We start from the raw sequence: 16,987 nt of genomic DNA, 5'->3' as shown, positions 1-16,987 counted from the left end.
TCAGAAGCCCTCGGTGGAGGTGAACAGGCCGATGCGCAGGTCGCTGGCCGTGTAGATTTCGCGGCCGTCGACCAGCGTGCGCCCGTCGGCGATCACCAGGGCGAGCTTGCCGCGCATGACGCGACGGATGTCGAGCTCGTAACGCACCAGCTTTGCGTCCGGGAGCACCTGCCCGGTGAACTTCACCTGCCCCACGCCAAGCGCGCGGCCGCGGCCCGGCTCGCCGAGCCACGGCAGGTAGAAGCCGCCAAGCTGCCACATCGCATCAACGCCCAGGCAGCCCGGCATGACCGGATCGCTCTGGAAGTGGCACTGGAAGAACCACAGGTCCGGCCGGACGTCGAGTTCGGCATGGATCTCGCCTTTTCCGTACTTCCCGCCCTCGTCTGAGATGTGGGTGATGCGGTCGAACATGAGCATCGGCGGCAGTGGCAGTCGGGCATTGCCCGGGCCGAACATCTCGCCGCGCCCACAGGCCAGCAGCTGTTCGTAATCGAACGATTGGGGTCGCGTCATCGGGTATCAGGACGTGGCGAGGGGGGCGTAGCTTGCATCGCCGGCTGCGGTTTGTCTCGTGTTCGAGCCAGTCCGGCCGTACGCAAGCGTCTGTTTTTGCATACCTTGGCATTACGCCGACGCGCCGCCAATGCGGCGCAATGCAGCGCGAAACTACGTAGCACGAGGCACGTGAAAGCGGTCTTTAGCTGCCGGCGCTTCGGCGGCCCGTCGGTACCGGCCGCGGCTACAGATCCCGCTGTGCGAGCCGTTAACCCGTACGCCGGAGCCGCGAAGTAGCCTGTCGTCGTGCGAGCGTTGCTGCAACGTCTCGCGCCCGGCGCCGGTAGCACCGAGTGACCGGACCCCGCACCCAGCGACAAGGCAGAGCTAATGACATTCGAGCACCCCCAAGAGCTGCTCCGCACTGGCGAAGCCGACCTGCACCGGGTGGTTTCGATTCTGTCGGCGGACGCGCCGGGCCGGGTGGCGTCGGCCCTGTTGGAGGCACTGGGCCCCGCCGCCGACAAGTCGTACGTCGTTTATTCGTACGCCTGGCCGCAGGAAGTGCACTGCTGGCCCGAGCACTGCGAAGCGGACCTCGACATCCTCGCCGTCGACTCGCGGCTGCTGTCGTTGCGCAATGGCGAAACCAGCGCCGAAGCGGTGCTGCTGTCGGACGACGAACAGGGCGTCGTCGCCCTGCTCATGCATCCACCCGCCGAGGCCGCCGCGCACGCCGCGGAGCTGCGCGCGGCGGGCCAGCGGTTGCGCGAGCTATTGACCTCGCAGCGGCTCGATCACTCGATCTCGCACTTCTCGCAGGCCGAACAGCTGCAGCACGCGCTGTTCGCGATCGCCGACATGGCCGGCTCGGACCTGGACATGACGACGATGCTGCGCGGCCTGCACGGCATCGTCGGCGGGCTGATGTATGCCGAGAACTTCTACATCGTCATGTACGACCGCGAGCGCGCGGCGCTGCAGTTTCTCTACTTCATCGACACCGTGGATTTCGAAGGGCCGCAGCCCGGCAGCGAAATCCCCATGTCGGCGATCGAGCGTGGCCTGACCTGGTATCTCGTCACCGACGGGCGCCCCATGATGGGCAGCCTCACCGATCTGGCCGGGCAGACGTCCGGCCCGCTGCACCTGCACGGCGCCGACTGCCTGGACTGGCTGGGCGTGCCGATGCTCCGCAACGGAGAGGTGCTCGGCGGCGTCGTCGTGCAGAGCTACGACGAGCCCGGACGCTTTGGCGAACGCGAGCGCGCCCTGCTCGGCTTCGTCGCCGACCACATCCTCACGGCCGTGGAGCGCAAGCGGTCGCAGGAGCAGCTCGAGTACCGCGTTGCCGAGCGCACCCGGCAGCTGGCCGAGGCGAACACCGACCTGCAGAAGCAGATCGCCGAACGCCTGCGCGCCGAGCATCTGCAGGCCGCGCTGTACCGCATCGCCGCGCTCGCGAACGTCGACGAAAGCATCGACCGCTTCTACGCGCAGATCCACGAGGTCGTCGCCGAGCTGCTCAACGCCGAGAACTTCTATATCGCGTTGATCACCGACGACGGCGGACACCTCGAGTTCCCGTATTTCGTCGACACCGCCGACACCGCGAAACCGCGCCGCCCGCTCGGCAAGGGCCTGACCGAGTACGTGATCCGCACCGGGCAGCCGCTGCTGCTGGACGAGCCCGAAGCGCTGCGCATGGAAGAGCGCGGCGAGATCGCCTGGAGCACGACCTCCGGCGCGCCCGCCGTGTCCTGGCTCGGCGTGCCCCTGCTCGGCCAGCATGGCGTGATGGGCGCGATTGCGGTGCAGAGCTACCGCAGCGACCTCTACTACGACGAGGCCGACGCCGAACTGCTGACCTTCGTGTCGCACCAGATCGCCAATAGCCTGCAGCGTCGCAACAGCGCCGAGGCGCTGCGCCTGCTGAATGCCGAACTCGAGCAACGCGTCTACGACCGGACGCAACAGCTGCGCGAACAGATCGCCGTGCGCGAACGCATGGAGGCGCAGCTCAAACACCAGGTGATGCATGACGCGCTGACGGGGCTGCCGAACCGCCTGTACCTGCAGGACCGCCTGGAACGCGAGATCGCGATGCTCCGGCGCCGCCCCGACCGCCGTTTTGCCCTGCTCTACCTCGATGTCGATCGCTTCAAGCTGTTCAACGACAGCCTCGGACACCTGGCTGGCGACGACGTGCTCAAGGAAGTTTCGCGTCGGCTCAGCGACTGCGTGCGCGAGCCGGACGTCGTCGCGCGGCTGTCGGGCGACGAGTTCGCGATCCTGCTGGTGGACATCAACACGCCGCACGACGCGTGCGGCGTCGCCCAGCGTGTGCAGGATGCGATGCAGCGGCCGATGTCGATCGCCGGCCGCGATCTTCAGACTTCCTCGAGCATCGGTATCGCGATCGGCGACAGCCGCTATCAGAGCACCGATGCGATCCTGCACGACGCCGACACCGCGCTGTACCGCGCGAAGGCCGCAGGGCGCGCCCGGTTCGTGCTGTTCGACGATTCGCTGCAGCGGCAGGCGATGGACGTGCTCGGACTGGAGCACGAACTGCGCGCCGCGATCGCGGCCGGCGAGTTCGAGCCCTACTTCCAGCCACTGGTCCGGCTCGGCGACAGCCACGCAATCGGCTACGAGGCGCTGATCCGCTGGCGCCATCCCACCCGCGGCATCCTTACGCCGGACAAGTTCCTGCCCGTCGCGGAAGAAAGCGGCCTTCTCGAAGCGATCGACTGGCAGATGTATCGCCTCGCCTGCGCTGCGGCGGCGCCGCTGGTCAAGTCGGGCGGCTTCATTACGCTCAACATTTCACCCCGGCACTTCCAGAACGATGACTTCGACGAGCGCCTGCTCAGGCTGACGGCCGAGACCGGATTCGACCCGTCCAAGCTGCGGATCGAGGTCACCGAGGGCACGCTGCTCGGCGACCCGGACGCCGTCGCAAAGATCCTGGACCGCCTGCGAGTGGCCTGCGTCGAGGCGGCGCTGGACGACTTCGGCACCGGCTATTCGTCGCTGGGCTACGTGCACCGCTTCCCGCTGAAGATGATCAAGATCGATCGCTCCTTCATCGATTCGCTCGGCAGCGACCGCTCGCAGCGCAGCTCCGCGGTGGTGGGCGCAATCCTCGCGCTGGCGCATTCGCTGGGCGTCGAAGTCGTGGCGGAAGGCATCGAGACCGAGCTGCAACGGCAGGCACTGGTCGCTATGGGCTGCATGTTCGGCCAGGGCTATCTCTTCGGCAGGCCGAAGCCGGCCGAGCACTGGGTGGAGGCACCGGCCGAGGGCTGAGGCGCGCGCTTACCCGTCGGGAGCCGAGGCCTGCAATTGGCCGGTAGACGGTCGGGCCGGTCGAGCGAGGGTCGTCCGCAGCTGGCATCCGCGCGCTTGAGCCAGATCAACAGCCGCCACCGCTCGGGCGAAGCTGCCGCCGCGGGCACCCGGGCGTTCCGCCTCTACTTCGGTTTTTGTGCAGCCGCCGAAGCCCGCGCCGCGCGCAACGCGTCCAGTTTGTCCCGCAGCTTGATCTCCATGCCGCGCGCCACCGGTTCGTAATACACGCGCTCGCCCATCGCGTCAGGGAAGCCCGTCTGCTCGACGGCGATGCCGTCTTCCATGTCGTGGTCGTACCGGTAGCCGCGTGCGTAGCCGAGCTGCTTCATCAGCTTCGTCGGTGCGTTGCGCAGATGGAGCGGCACTTCCTGCGTGCCGTGTTCGCGCACATCGGCCTTGGCGCGGCCGTACGCGACGTACGCGGCGTTCGACTTCGCGGTGCTGGCCAGGTACAGCACGAGCTGCGCGAGAGCGAGTTCGCCCTCGGGACTCCCCAGCCGTTCGAACGTATCCCAGGCATCGAGCGCCATCGGTAGCGCTCGCGGGTCGGCCAAGCCGATGTCCTCAACGGCCATCCGCGTCATGCGGCGTGCCAGATAGGCACGGTCGCAGCCCCCGTCCAGCATCCGGGCCAGCCAGTACAGGGCCGCGTCGGGGTTGGAGCTGCGCACGGACTTGTGCAGCGCCGAGATCTGGTCGTAGAACTGCTCGCCGCCTTTATCGAATCGCCGGCTGCGGTCCGCGAGCACCTGCGCGAGCGTTGCGGGCGTCACCACGCCGCCTTCGTCCTGCGCGAGCTCGGCCGCGATCTCGAGAAGCGTCAGCCCCCGGCGCACGTCGCCGTCCGCCGCGCCCGAGATCTCCATCAATGCCTCGTCGGACACCTGCACGCCGGGTGCGCCCAGGCCGCGCTCGCTGTCGGTCAGCGCCGCGCGCAGCGCCACCGCGATCTCATCGGCCGAGACGGCATCGAGCACGTGCACGCGGCAGCGCGACAGCAGTGCGGAGTTCAGCTCGAACGACGGGTTCTCAGTCGTCGCGCCGACGAACACGATCGTCCCGCGTTCGATGTGCGGCAGGAACGCATCCTGCTGGGCCTTGTTGAACCGGTGTACTTCGTCCACGAAAAGCACGGTGCGCCGCCCTGCCGAGAAACGCTCGGCCGCGTCGGCAAGCTCCCGCCGGACGTCAGGCAGCCCGGACAGCACGGCGGACACGGATCGGAATTCGGCATCCGCATACCGTGCGAGCATTAGCGCGAGCGTGGTTTTGCCGCAGCCCGGAGGCCCCCACAGCACCATCGAATGGATGCGGCCGGATTCGACCGCGCGGCGCAGGGCCGAGCCGGGGTCCAGCAGCCTGTGTTGTCCGACCATCTCGTCGAGCGTGCGTGGACGCATCCGCTCGGCCAGCGGTCGCAAGGTAGCGGCAGCGTCGGCAGCCGGTTCAGGGCCGGGCGTGATCAGGTCGAATTCGTGCTTGGCCACCGGTCAACGGAATCTCGGACGGGGCCGCACGGTAACAGGCGCCAACGGCACCGTCTCCGCGTTAGAAGCTTGCGAGCGCCGGACGCTGCGCAGCGTCCCAGTCCGCGGTCGGGCCGAGCTCGTAGCTCACCCTCAGCCAGCGGGCGTCGACCGGATCGTAAAGCGCGTCGATCTGAGCCGCGGTTGAGCCGTCAGACCCAAAATCGACCGTGCCGCTGCCACGCACCTGTACAAGACGCTGGCCCGCGGGCTGGGTCGCGACGCGATCGATCACCAGGTTGAACGGCTGCTGCGCGAACTCTGCCGAAAGCTCCGTGTCGACGCGGCTAGCGAGCGCACGAGCAATATCCGAGTCCGACGCCACTTCATTCCCGCGCTGCGCTTCACCCAGCACCAGGCGTGGGGCGCTGACCGCGGTCGATTCGGTGTCGTAGAGCGCTTCGAAGCGGAACGGGATCCAGGACGCATCCTTCCCCAGCTGCAGGCGACCGTGGCCACCGACGGTGCGATCCCGAATGCTTTCCGGCTGCACCGACACACTGTCGAGCTTCACCTCGACGTCGCCTTCGCCGAACTGGCGTCCGACCGCAGCGATGACCGCCGTCGCGATCGCGTCGTCCATCGCCTGATCGCCCTCGGCGCGCGACTGCGGCGTCTGCTCCGCCGTGGCACTGATCAGCGAGGCCGGCACCGGCGTGCCCTGCGTCACTACGGACGCGACAGCCAGTCCGCAGAGGGAGACAAGGGCGGCGGTGAGCACTGAGCGGCGCATGGCGGGGTCTCGGATGCCCGGCCTTTCCGGGCTGTGGCACCACTCTCGACCGAGCCATGTGGATAACTTGTGATTATCCTGTTGGGAAAAAGAAAAACGGCGGATTTCTCCGCCGCTCTTCGACACCTTCGAATGGCCTGCGAGGTCAGCCGCCGATCACGTCCACGCCCTTCGCGGGACGGAAAGTGAAGGTCCCCGGCTTGAACGAGGGGTTGCGCCGCCAGCCGTCGAACTTGATCTCGGTCCGCTGTCCCAGCGCGTCGATCACTTCCATACGCGCCAGCCCTGCATGGTTGAAGCCCAGACGCGCCGAGCGGAAGCCCGCCTCTTCGCCACGCTTGGGCGTCAGGCTCAACCAGTCCAGCCCTGCCGACGTACCCGCTTCCTTGACGGTGAACTGCGCGTCCAGGCGCGTCGGATCGATCAGCGCTGCCAGCGGGCTGTTCTGTTCTTCGGCGCCCTGGGGACGCTTGGTCGCCTGCTTCAGGTCGGGTTCGTAGACCCAGACGTGCTTGCCGTCCGCCACGATCAGCTGCGGATACGGCTTCGCATAGCTCCACCGGAACAGCCGGGGCGCGGATAAGGCAACCGTGCCGCTCGCGTTTTCCTTCAGCTTGCCCTTCGGGTCGAACACCTGCTGGGTGAATTGACCGTCCAGCCCCTTCAGCCCTTTGGTGAAGGTGTCGAGGTCGTCGCGCGCGCCGGCGAACGCCGTCGTCGTAAACAGTGCAGCGCTCAGGCCGAGGAGTCGGATCACACGCATGGAGCATCTCCCGTATGGATGGGGCGAGTCTGCGGCCGGTTAGCTGAATAGGCGGTCGACACGGACGGGCAGGCCCGACCGACCGCGGGCTGCGTTCAGCCGTGCCCTACTTCGGCGGCGGCGGCGCCAGCACGCTGCGGTCGCCGTTGTGCTCGGGCGGCGTTACGATGCCGGCCGCTTCCATCGCCTCGATCAATCGGGCGGCGCGGTTGTAGCCGATCTTGAGCCGGCGCTGCACCCCGGAAATCGACGCCCGCCGCGTCTCCGTAACGATACGAACCGCTTCGTCGTACAGGGGGTCGGATTCGTCTCCACCGCCGCCGCCCGACTCGGGCAGGCCGGTTGCGCCGACGACCGTGCCGTCGCCAAGCGTCTGCACCTCGTCGAGCACACCTTCGATGTAGTCCGGCCCGCCACCGATCTGCTTGAGGTGCTCGACGACGCGGTGCACTTCCTCGTCGGACACGAATGCACCGTGCACGCGCTCCGGCATCGCCGTGCCGGGAGGCAGGTACAGCATGTCGCCATGGCCGAGTAGCGTCTCGGCGCCCGACTGGTCGAGGATGGTGCGCGAGTCGATCTTGCTCGACACCTGGAACGCGATGCGCGTAGGTATGTTCGCCTTGATCAGGCCGGTGATCACGTCCACCGACGGGCGCTGGGTCGCGAGGATCAGGTGGATACCTGCGGCGCGCGCCTTCTGTGCAAGCCGGGCAATGAGTTCTTCGACCTTCTTGCCGACGATCATCATCATGTCGGCGAATTCGTCGATGAAGATGACGATGAACGGCAGCGTCTCGAGTGGACGCGGCACCTCGCCCGCTTCGGCGTTCGGCTTGAAAAGCGGGTCCATCAGCGGCTGCCCGGCGTCCTGCGCGTCCTTCACCTTTTTGTTGAAGCCGGCCAGGTTGCGCACGCCGACCGCGCTCATGAGCTTGTAGCGGCGCTCCATCTCCGCAACGCACCAGCGCAGGCCGTTCGCGGCCTCCTTCATGTCGGTGACAACCGGCGCGAGCAGGTGCGGGATGCCCTGATAGACGCTCAACTCGAGCATCTTCGGGTCGATCATCAGCATCCGCAGGTCTTTGGCCGAGGCCTTGTAGAGCAGCGACAGCACCATCGCATTGACGGCGACGGACTTGCCCGACCCCGTGGTGCCGGCGACGAGCAGGTGCGGCATGCGGGCAAGGTCGGCCACCGTCGGGCGGCCGGCGATGTCCTTGCCGAGCGCGAGCGTGAGGTGGCTGGCCGAGCGGTCGTATTCCTTCGAGCGCAGCAGCTCCGAGAGGAAGATCATCTCGCGCGACACGTTCGGGATCTCGAGGCCGATAACCGACTTGCCCGGGATCACGTCCACAACGCGCACAGACTTCACCGAAAGTCCGCGCGCGATGTCCTTGTCGAGACTGGAAATCTGACTGACCTTCACGCCCGGCGCGGGCTCGATCTCGAAGCGTGTGATGACCGGGCCCGGATACGCGCCGACGACCTGGGCGTCGATGCGGAAGTCCTTGAGCTTGAATTCGATCTGGCGCGACAGCGTCTCGAGCGTCTCCTCGCTGTAGCCCTTCGCCTGCGGCTTCGGGTCGTCGAGCAGCGCCAGAGGCGGAATGCCGCTGCCGTCACCGACGTGGAACAGCGGGATCTGCTGCTCACGCTTCGCTCGCTCGCTCTTTTCGACGACCGGCGCCGGCGGCGGCTCGATCTTCACCGGCGCCCGCTTGGCGCGGGCCTCGGTCTCGACCTTGCGAACTTCCTCGCGTTCCTCGCGGAGGGCGCGCACACGCTGCCAGTCGCTGGCCTGGCGGCTGCTGCGCTGGAACATGCCGGTCAGGCGCGGCCCGAGGGAGAGCGTCCAGTGCCCGAGCTTGTCCATGACCGCAAACCAGGACAGCCCGGTTGCGAGCGTTACCGACGCAAGCAGCAACGCGAGCAGAAACAGATTGCCGCCCACCGGACCGAAGCCGCTGTAGAGCGATTGGCCCACGAGCCGCCCAAGGATGCCTCCGCTGCCGGCCGAGAAGTTTTCCGCCACGCCGAGGCGCAGCTCCAGCAGGCCGGTCGCCGAGACGAGGAAGCCGACGATACCCACCAGCCGAAGCGCGGGCCCGAAATCAGCCTCGCCGCCGGGGCCATCCTCGCCTTCCATCCCGAACAGGGCGATCCACGCGATCGCGCCGAGCATCAGAGGCAGCAGGAACGCGACATAGCCGCACAGGTAGAGCAGCACGTCGGCCAGCCACGCACCCACTTCCCCGCCGACGTTGTTCAACGGCGCGGTGATGCTGCCCGAATGCGACCAGCCCGGATCCGTCGTCGAATACGTGAACAGGCTCGCCATCAGGTACAGCAGCAGCGGCGCGATCGCGATCAGCGCAAGGTCGCGCACCAGCCGCTGCCGCTTGGGCGAAGCCGAGCGTGCCGGAGCGGCCGGGGATTTCTTGCGGGTTGCTGTGGACGCCTGCGCCACCGTGATGTGCTGCCTGAGATGGATGCCGTTAGTCGTTGAATATACTCGAAAACAATTCCGGCTCGAGCAGCGCCGCCGCGGACACAATAGCGCCCAGCGAAAACGAAACAAGCGCCGGTCCGTCGGACCGACGCTTGCCTGCACCCGTTATCGGCAGTGCGTATTAAAGCTTCATGCCCTGCAACGCCGGATGGACGATCCGGCCTCCCTCGACATTGATGCCGCGCACCAGCGGCTGGTTGTCACGCCATTCGCCCGAGGCCAGTTTGTTGACCCACGGCAGGATCGCGGCACAGATTGCCTGCGAGCTGGTCTGCGGCACCGAGCCGGGCATGTTCGTCACGCAGAAATGGGTCACGCCCTCCTCGACGTACGTCGGCTCCTTCCAGGTCGTCGGACGCGAGGTCTCGAAGCAGCCGCCCTGGTCGATCGAGATGTCGACGACCACGCTGCCGTCCTCCATTCCCTGCAGCATTTCGCGCGTCAGCACGTGCGGCGCCTTCGCGCCGGTCACCAGCACCGCACCGATCACGAGGTCGGCCGACGCCACTTCGCGGGCGACGACGTCGTGGTACGGGTACAGCGTCGTGACGTTCGGGCCCAGCTGCATCATCTCGTCCATGCGGTCCTGGCGCATTTCGAACACGGTGACGTTCGCGCCACCGGCTGCGGCGAGCGCTGCCGAGGCGCCGCCGGCCTTGCCCGCGCCGAACACCACCACCTTGCCGCGCTGGGTCGACGGCAGCCCGCCGAGCAGCTTGCCCTTGCCGCCCTGCGGCATATGCAGAAGCGTCGTGCCGACCTGGACCGCGATCTTGCCGGCGATGACCGACATCGGCGCGAGCAGCGGCAGGTCACCGTTGGGCAGCTCGACGGTCTCGAACGCGACGCCGGTCAGGCCGATGTCGAGCAGCCGGCGGGTCAGCACCGGCTCGGCAGCCAGATGCAGGTAGCAGAACAGCAGGTGGTCCTTGCGCAGGTGCGTCAGGTCGCCTTCGATCGGCTCCTTGACCTTCACGATCAGCTCGCCCTTCTCGTAGAGCGCAGCCGCGTCAGGGGCGATCTTCACGCCGAGCCGGGTGTACTGCTCGTCCTTGAAGCCGCTCTTGATGCCGGCATCCTTCTCGAGCCAGACCTCGTGGCCGCGATTGACCAGGTCGCCGGCGGCTTCCGGTACGAGCGCGACGCGCCCTTCAAGGGTCTTGGTTTCCTTGGGTACACCGATACGCATTGCTTTCTCCGTTTTCCGGCCAGAAAAAACGCCGCAGTCGCGGCGCGCCGGCCAGTTTGTGCGAGATGGATCGCAGGGTGGAACGCTGTCGCCCTGCCATGTGCCTTGTGTTGCCGGAATGCCGCCGCCACTCTATGACGCTCTCCGGAGGTCGGCGGGCGGCAATGATGCCTGCTCCCGCGTGCCCCGTCCGCGCCGTTTTGTGGCGCATTCCATAACGTCCGATTATATCCATGACCCCATCGAAGCATTCCCGTCTCGTCATCCTCGGCTCCGGCCCCGCCGGCTGGACGGCGGCGGTGTACGCGGCCCGCGCCAACCTCAAGCCGGTCGTGATCACGGGACTTCAGATGGGAGGCCAGCTGATGACCACCACCGAGGTGGACAACTGGCCGGGCGACCCGCATGGCCTGATGGGGCCGGACCTCATGGCGCGCATGCAGGCGCATGCCGAGCGTTTCGATACCGAGGTCGTTTTCGACCACATCCACACTGTCGACCTGTCGCGCCGCCCGTTCCGCCTGATCGGCGACAGCGGCGAATACACCTGCGACGCGCTGATCATCGCCACCGGCGCGACGGCGAAGTATCTGGGGCTGCCGTCGGAAGAGCTGTTCAAGGGCCGCGGCGTATCCGCCTGCGCCACCTGCGACGGCTTTTTCTACAAGGACCAGGACGTGGCCGTGATCGGCGGCGGCAACACGGCCGTCGAAGAAGCGCTGTACCTGTCGAACATCGCGCGCAAGGTCTACCTGGTGCATCGCCGCGACACGCTGCGCGCCGAAAAGATCATGCAGGACAAGCTGCAGGCGAAGATCCAGGCCGGCAAGATCGAACCGGTCTGGCACCACGTGGTCGAAGAGGTGCTCGGCAACGACGCTGGCGTCACCGGCATGCGCCTGCGCTCGGTGCAGGACGACGCGGCGCGCGAGATCCCGATCCACGGCCTGTTCGTTGCGATCGGCCACACGCCGAACACGACGCTGTTCGAGGGTCAGCTCGAGATGCGCAACGGCTACATCACGATCCAGACGGGCCTGACGGGCAACGCGACGCAGACCTCGATCCCGGGCGTCTTTGCGGCCGGCGACGTGGCCGACCAGGTCTATCGTCAGGCGATCACATCGGCGGGCTTCGGCTGCATGGCGGCGCTCGATGCCGAGAAATTCCTCGACAAGGACGGCTGAGCGCAACGTGTCGCTTGCCCGCACGAGCGCCGCGTGCGGCACCGGCGACCGGCCGGAGTGACCACGTGATCCGCGCGCGCGCGTTCGAATCACTCGGCGACATCCCCGAAGCACAGTGGGATGCGCTGCACGACGGTCGCAACCCGTTCGTCCGCCACGCGTTTCTGCACGGGCTGGAGCAGCACGACTGCATCCGTGAAGGCTGGGGCTGGCAGCCCCGGCACTGCACGCTCTGGGAGGGCGAACGGCTGGTCGCTGCCGCCCCCGCATACGTCAAGCGCAACTCGCACGGCGAGTTCGTGTTCGACCATGCCTGGGCCCACGCCTACGCCCGGCAGGGCCTGGACTACTTCCCCAAATTACTGGCGGCGGTGCCGTACTCGCCGGTGACCGGCCCACGCCTGTTGACTTCGGACCCTGCGCTGCGTGGCCCGCTGCTGCAGGCTATGGTCGGGAGCGCCGTCGAAAGTGGGAATTCGTCGGTCCACGTCAACTTCCACGACGACCACGACGCCGCGGCGTTCGGCCCCGAGTGGATGGCCCGACTCGACGTGCAATACCACTGGTCGAACGACCCGGGCTGGCGGGACTTCAAGGACTTCCTGGACGCGTTCGACCACAAGCACCGCAAGAACATCCGGCAGGAGCGCAACCGGGTGCAGCGCGAAGGTGTCGAGTTCCGCATCGTGTCAGGGCGCGACGCGAGCGAGGCCGATCTCGCAGCGATGCACGCGTTCTACGTCTGTACGTTCGAAGAGTACGGCAACCACCCGGCGCTGACGCTCGGCTTTCTGCAACACCTCGCGTCCTCGATGCCCGACTCGCTGCTGCTCATCATTGCCGAGCGCAACCGGTCGCCTGTCGCCGGCGCGCTGTGCCTTCGCGGCGGCGACACGCTCTATGGTCGGTACTGGGGCGCCAGCGAGCGCGTCCCCGGGCTGCATTTCGAGACCTGCTATTACCAGGGCATCGAATACTGCCTTCGCAGTGGACTGACCCGCTTCGAGCCCGGCGCCCAGGGCGAACACAAGCTTGCGCGCGGCTTCCTGCCGCGGTTCGTGCACAGCAGTCACTGGATCGCTCATCCGCAGTTCCGCGAGGCGCTGCGCGACTGGTGCGGCCAGGAGGCAGGCGCGGTGCGCCGCTATGCCGCGTCGCTGGCCAGCCATTTGCCCTTCAGGCAGACCGATGTACCTGCGCCCGGTCCTGCTGCAGGCTGATCCTTCGGCGCCTTTTCCGCCCGCCGGCTGTGCGCTGCGCGAGCCGGACGGCCTGTTGGCGATCGGCGGCGACCTTTCCCCCACCCGGCTGCTTGCCGCGTACCGCGGCGGCATTTTCCCGTGGTATGGCGAGGGCCAGCCCATCCTGTGGTGGTCGCCCGACCCGCGCGTCGTGTTCCACACGGATCGTTTCCGCCTGCCCTCGCGCCTGCTGCGCACGCTTCGCAAGTCGGACTGGGTGGTCCGTGCCGACACGGCCTTTTGCCAAGTCATCGACGCATGCGCGAGCGTTCCGAGGGCGGGACAGGACGGAACCTGGATCGTCGACGACATGCGCGATGCGTACTGCGCCCTGCACGACCTCGGCCACGCCCATTCGATCGAGGTGTGGTCGGGCACGCGGCTGGTCGGCGGCCTCTACGGCGTTGCCGTGGGCCGGATGTTCTTCGGTGAAAGCATGTTCAGTGCGCAATCCGGTGGATCGAAGGTGGCACTCGGCGGCCTCGCCGCGCGTCTTCGGCAATGGGGATGGCCGCTGATCGACGCCCAGGTGGAGAACCGGCACCTGATGAGCCTGGGCGCGCAGCGGTTGCCCCGGTCCGACTTCCTCACTAAGGTCGCAACGCTCACTGCTGACGCAGGCCTTCCAGGCTCCTGGACCAGCGCATTCGGCGTGGTCGAGCCCGCGGATCTGGCCGGTCCCGGCACGTGATCACGTAAACGCGTCAGAACCCCGTTTTTGCGTGCATGACGCCGCCGTGGCAGAATACGCGGCTTATCGGGCGCGGGGCGCCCGTTTTTACGCGACTTAGGAAACACATGGCAAAAGACGACGTGATCGAATTCGAGGGCACGGTGGCGGAAACCCTTCCGAACACCATGTTCCGAGTGCGCCTCGAGAACGGCCACGAGATCATCGCCCACATCTCCGGTCGCATGCGCAAGAACTACATCCGCATCCTGACCGGCGACAAGGTGAAGGTCGAAATGACCCCTTACGACCTGACGAAGGGTCGTATCACCTACCGCATGAAGTAGCCTGCGGTTATACAAAGAAGGCGGCCCTGAGGCCGCCTTTTTGTTGTCCGATTTCCTTCGGTTCGGCTGAAACACGCCGGAAAGCCGGAGGCGTGCTTCAGTGGCGATCGCGCCGGTTACACCGTGGCGGGAAGCAGCTTCTCGGGCTCCGGGAAGACTTCGATCGCAAGCTCGTTGTCCTTCACGTCGACCATCACCCGACCACCGTTGACCAGCTTGCCGAACAGCAGCTCGTCGGCCAGCGGACGCTTGATCTTCTCCTGGATCACGCGCGCCATCGGGCGCGCACCCATGAGCGGATCGAAGCCGTGCTGTGCGAGCCAATCGCGTGCGGTCGGGGTCGCCGACAGCGTCACGTTCTTCTCGTGCAGCTGGCTTTCGAGTTCGATCATGAACTTGTCCACCACGCGGAGGATGTGGTCGAAGCCCAGCGGCTGGAACTGCACGACCGCGTCCAGACGGTTGCGGAACTCCGGCGTGAAGCTCTTCCGGATCACCTCCATCGCATCGGACGCATGATCCTGCTTGGTGAAGCCGATCGAACGACGCGAGGCCTGGGCGGCACCGGCGTTCGTGGTCATCACCAGGATCACGTTGCGGAAGTTCGCCTCGCGACCGTTCGTGTCGGTCAGCATGCCGCGGTCCATGACCTGGAGCAGGATGTTGAAGATGTCCGGATGCGCCTTCTCCACCTCATCGAGCAGCAGCACGCAGTGCGGCGTCTTGACGATCTTCTCGGTCAGCAGACCACCCTGGTCGAAGCCGACATAGCCCGGAGGGGCGCCGATCAGGCGGCTCACCGAGTGCGGCTCCATGTACTCCGACATATCGAAGCGCACCAACTCGATGCCCAACTGCAGCGCGAGCTGCTTGGTCACTTCGGTCTTGCCGACGCCGGTCGGGCCGGCGAACAGGAAGTTGCCGATCGGCTTGTCGGCATTGCCGAGCCCGGAGCGGGCGAGCTTGATGGCCGAGGTCAGCGAGTCAATCGCAGGGTCCTGGCCGAAGATCACCATCTTCAGGTTGCGCTCGAGGTTGCGGAGCACGTCCTTGTCGGTAGCCGAGACCTGCTTGGCCGGGATACGCGCCATCTTCGCGACGATCGTTTCGATCTCCTCGATGTCGATCGTCGACTTGCGCTCCTCCATCGGCAGCAGGCGCTGGCGGGCACCCGCTTCGTCGATGACGTCGATCGCCTTGTCGGGCAGCAACCGGTCGCCGATGTGCTTGACCGACAGATCAACCGCAGCCTGCAGCGCATCGTCGGCGTAGGTCACGCCATGATGCGCTTCGTACTTCGGCTTCAGGCCACGCAGGATCTCGAACGCCTCGCCCACGGTCGGCTCGACCACGTCGATCTTCTGGAAGCGCCGAGCGAGGGCCCGGTCCTTCTCGAAAATGCCGCGGTACTCCTGGAACGTGGTCGACCCGATGCAGCGCAGGTCGCCCGACGACAGCGCCGGCTTGATGAGATTGCTCGCATCCATGGTGCCGCCGCTTGCCGAGCCGGCACCGATGATCGTGTGGATCTCATCGATGAACAGCACCGCTTCGGGCACCTTCTTGAGCTGCGTCAGCACCGACTTCAGGCGCTTTTCGAAGTCGCCCCGGTACTTGGTGCCCGCGACCAGCGCACCGAGATCGAGCGAGAAGATCGTGGCGCCGGCGAGCACGTCCGGTACATCGCCATCGATGATGCGCTTGGCAAGGCCTTCCGCGATCGCGGTCTTGCCCACGCCGGCCTCACCCACATAGAGCGGGTTGTTCTTGCGGCGGCGGCAGAGAACCTGAATCGTGCGCTCGACCTCGTCGCCACGCCCGACCAGCGGGTCGATACGGCCTTCGCGCGCGAGTTGGTTCAGGTTGACGGCAAACTCCGCAAGCGCGTCGCCCTTGCCTTCGCTCTCGCCCTCGGGGTGGCGCGCTTCGCTGTCGTCCTGGCTGCCCGGCTCGTCCGAACCGTGCTTGGCGATGCCATGCGAGAGGTAGTTCACGACATCGAGACGCGCGATGTCCTGCTGGTTCAGGAAATAGACTGCGTGCGAGTCCTTCTCGCCGAAGATCGCCACGAGCACGTTCGCGCCAGTGACTTCCTTCTTGCCCGAGGACTGCACGTGGTAGACGGCACGCTGCAGCACACGCTGGAAGCCCAGGGTCGGCTGCGTGTCGCGATCGAGGTCGTCGGGCAGGACCGAGACCGAGGTCTGGATGGCCTGCTCGAGATCACCGCGGAGCCGGAGGAAGTCGGCGCCGCAGGCTTTCAGCACGCTCTCCGCGGACGGGTTGTCGAGCAGCGCGAGCAGGAGGTGTTCGACCGTCATGTACTCATGGCGCGCCTCACGGGCGCGCTTGTAGCACTGGCCGATGCTGAATTCGAGATCCTTACTAAACATGGGGCAGAAGCCTCCGAAAGCAGATGCGTCCTAGATGGGGTTAGGCGCCAGCTTTTCCATGCCCGACCCCGTCCGCGAACTAGTTGGAATCGCAGGACCGGACCAAGTTCCCGTCCGCCCCCTGACCTGGTTTCCCGCACGCATGTTTCGAAGCTTCAGGCCCTCTCCATCGTGCATAGCAGCGGATGTTGGTTGAGCCTGGAGAACTCGTTGACTTGCGCCACCTTGGATTCGGCTACTTCGCGGGTGAAGACACCGCATACGCCGCGACCGCGCGTGTGCACGTGGAGCATGATCTGGGTGGCTTTTTCCGCAGTCATGGGGAAAAAACGCATCAAAACCTCGATGACGAAATCCATCGGGGTGTAATCGTCGTTCAGCAGCAGTACGGAATACAGGGGCGGCCGGGCCACCTCCGGCTTTCCGGTTTCCACAAGTGCGCCGTGGTTGTGTTCGCGATCGGTGTGTCGGGCCATCCCGCGATTATAAGCGGGCCGCGTCCGGGCGGCCGCGATGGACCCGACCGCCCCGCGGCTGCAAAATGCTTCGGATTACGTTTATGCGGTAGATGAGG

13 protein-coding genes are annotated in these 16,987 nt (G+C 66.4%); 5 read left to right on the top strand and 8 right to left on the bottom strand.

The features are described from left to right. Positions 1-516, bottom strand: a complete 516-nt coding sequence (gene fabA, locus ACFFGH_RS08770) for a 3-hydroxyacyl-[acyl-carrier-protein] dehydratase FabA (protein WP_386667083.1) — start codon at positions 514-516, stop codon at positions 1-3. Positions 517-888: 372 nt separating this feature from the next. Here fabA and ACFFGH_RS08765 point away from each other — a divergent pair, with 372 nt between their 5' ends. Then, positions 889-3,810 (top strand): bifunctional diguanylate cyclase/phosphodiesterase, encoded by a 2,922-nt coding sequence (locus ACFFGH_RS08765; RefSeq protein ID WP_386667080.1) that lies wholly within the window; start codon positions 889-891, stop codon positions 3,808-3,810. 164 nt (positions 3,811-3,974) lie between these two features. On the opposite strand, the gene ACFFGH_RS08760 is transcribed toward ACFFGH_RS08765, so the two are convergent. The 5 genes from ACFFGH_RS08760 to ACFFGH_RS08740 form a co-directional block, all read right to left on the bottom strand. Further along, positions 3,975-5,252: a replication-associated recombination protein A gene (locus tag ACFFGH_RS08760; RefSeq protein WP_386667461.1), complete on the bottom strand. Its 1,278-nt coding sequence runs from the start codon at positions 5,250-5,252 to the stop codon at positions 3,975-3,977. A gap of 148 nt (positions 5,253-5,400) precedes the next feature. Next, positions 5,401-6,237, bottom strand: a complete 837-nt coding sequence (locus ACFFGH_RS08755; RefSeq protein ID WP_386667078.1) for a hypothetical protein — start codon at positions 6,235-6,237, stop codon at positions 5,401-5,403. A gap of 19 nt (positions 6,238-6,256) precedes the next feature. Beyond that, positions 6,257-6,874 carry an outer membrane lipoprotein periplasmic chaperone LolA gene (gene lolA / locus ACFFGH_RS08750; RefSeq protein ID WP_386667076.1) on the bottom strand — a complete coding sequence of 206 codons (618 nt, stop codon included), beginning with the start codon at positions 6,872-6,874 and terminating at the stop codon, positions 6,257-6,259. A 106-nt stretch (positions 6,875-6,980) separates the two neighbouring features. Further along, the gene (locus ACFFGH_RS08745; protein WP_386667459.1) at positions 6,981-9,344 is read right to left on the bottom strand and encodes a DNA translocase FtsK; all 2,364 of its coding nucleotides are present in this window, start codon (positions 9,342-9,344) and stop codon (positions 6,981-6,983) included. Between the two features lie 163 nt (positions 9,345-9,507). Then, positions 9,508-10,575, bottom strand: a complete 1,068-nt coding sequence (locus ACFFGH_RS08740; RefSeq protein ID WP_386667073.1) for an alanine dehydrogenase — start codon at positions 10,573-10,575, stop codon at positions 9,508-9,510. Positions 10,576-10,808: 233 nt separating this feature from the next. Here ACFFGH_RS08740 and trxB point away from each other — a divergent pair, with 233 nt between their 5' ends. The 4 genes from trxB to infA all read left to right on the top strand — a co-directional run bounded on the left by trxB (position 10,809) and on the right by infA (position 14,020). Then, positions 10,809-11,762, top strand: a complete 954-nt coding sequence (gene trxB / locus ACFFGH_RS08735; RefSeq protein WP_386667070.1) for a thioredoxin-disulfide reductase — start codon at positions 10,809-10,811, stop codon at positions 11,760-11,762. A 65-nt stretch (positions 11,763-11,827) separates the two neighbouring features. Further along, positions 11,828-12,982 carry a GNAT family N-acetyltransferase gene (locus ACFFGH_RS08730; protein WP_386667067.1) on the top strand — a complete coding sequence of 385 codons (1,155 nt, stop codon included), beginning with the start codon at positions 11,828-11,830 and terminating at the stop codon, positions 12,980-12,982. Then, the gene (gene aat / locus ACFFGH_RS08725; RefSeq protein ID WP_386667064.1) at positions 12,909-13,694 is read left to right on the top strand and encodes a leucyl/phenylalanyl-tRNA--protein transferase; all 786 of its coding nucleotides are present in this window, start codon (positions 12,909-12,911) and stop codon (positions 13,692-13,694) included. Before ACFFGH_RS08730 ends, aat begins: the two co-directional genes overlap by 74 nt. Before the next feature lie 107 nt (positions 13,695-13,801). Then, positions 13,802-14,020, top strand: a complete 219-nt coding sequence (gene infA, locus ACFFGH_RS08720) for a translation initiation factor IF-1 (protein ID WP_031372296.1) — start codon at positions 13,802-13,804, stop codon at positions 14,018-14,020. A gap of 116 nt (positions 14,021-14,136) precedes the next feature. Here infA and clpA read toward each other — a convergent pair whose 3' ends face one another. Beyond that, positions 14,137-16,413: an ATP-dependent Clp protease ATP-binding subunit ClpA gene (gene clpA, locus ACFFGH_RS08715; RefSeq protein ID WP_386667060.1), complete on the bottom strand. Its 2,277-nt coding sequence runs from the start codon at positions 16,411-16,413 to the stop codon at positions 14,137-14,139. Between the two features lie 155 nt (positions 16,414-16,568). Next, positions 16,569-16,889 (bottom strand): ATP-dependent Clp protease adapter ClpS, encoded by a 321-nt coding sequence (clpS, locus tag ACFFGH_RS08710; RefSeq protein WP_386667057.1) that lies wholly within the window; start codon positions 16,887-16,889, stop codon positions 16,569-16,571. Between the last annotated feature and the right edge of the window lie 98 nt (positions 16,890-16,987).

It is taken from the genome of Lysobacter korlensis, assembly GCF_042434515.1.
The sequence above is the reverse complement of the archived record's forward strand: the minus strand, read 5'-3'. Positions and strand labels throughout refer to the sequence as shown.

Excerpts from the sequence above, each read along its gene's own strand:
- infA (WP_031372296.1), top strand. The coding sequence starts at position 13,802 with ATGGCAAAAGACGACGTGATCGAATTCGAGGGCACGGTGGCGGAAACC.
- trxB (WP_386667070.1), top strand. The coding sequence starts at position 10,809 with ATGACCCCATCGAAGCATTCCCGTCTCGTCATCCTCGGCTCCGGCCCC.
- clpA (WP_386667060.1), bottom strand. The coding sequence starts at position 16,413 with ATGTTTAGTAAGGATCTCGAATTCAGCATCGGCCAGTGCTACAAGCGC.
- fabA (WP_386667083.1), bottom strand. The coding sequence starts at position 516 with ATGACGCGACCCCAATCGTTCGATTACGAACAGCTGCTGGCCTGTGGG.
- ACFFGH_RS08765 (WP_386667080.1), top strand. The coding sequence starts at position 889 with ATGACATTCGAGCACCCCCAAGAGCTGCTCCGCACTGGCGAAGCCGAC.
- clpS (WP_386667057.1), bottom strand. The coding sequence starts at position 16,889 with ATGGCCCGACACACCGATCGCGAACACAACCACGGCGCACTTGTGGAA.
- ACFFGH_RS08760 (WP_386667461.1), bottom strand. The coding sequence starts at position 5,252 with ATGCGTCCACGCACGCTCGACGAGATGGTCGGACAACACAGGCTGCTG.
- aat (WP_386667064.1), top strand. The coding sequence starts at position 12,909 with ATGCCGCGTCGCTGGCCAGCCATTTGCCCTTCAGGCAGACCGATGTAC.
- lolA (WP_386667076.1), bottom strand. The coding sequence starts at position 6,874 with ATGCGTGTGATCCGACTCCTCGGCCTGAGCGCTGCACTGTTTACGACG.
- ACFFGH_RS08740 (WP_386667073.1), bottom strand. The coding sequence starts at position 10,575 with ATGCGTATCGGTGTACCCAAGGAAACCAAGACCCTTGAAGGGCGCGTC.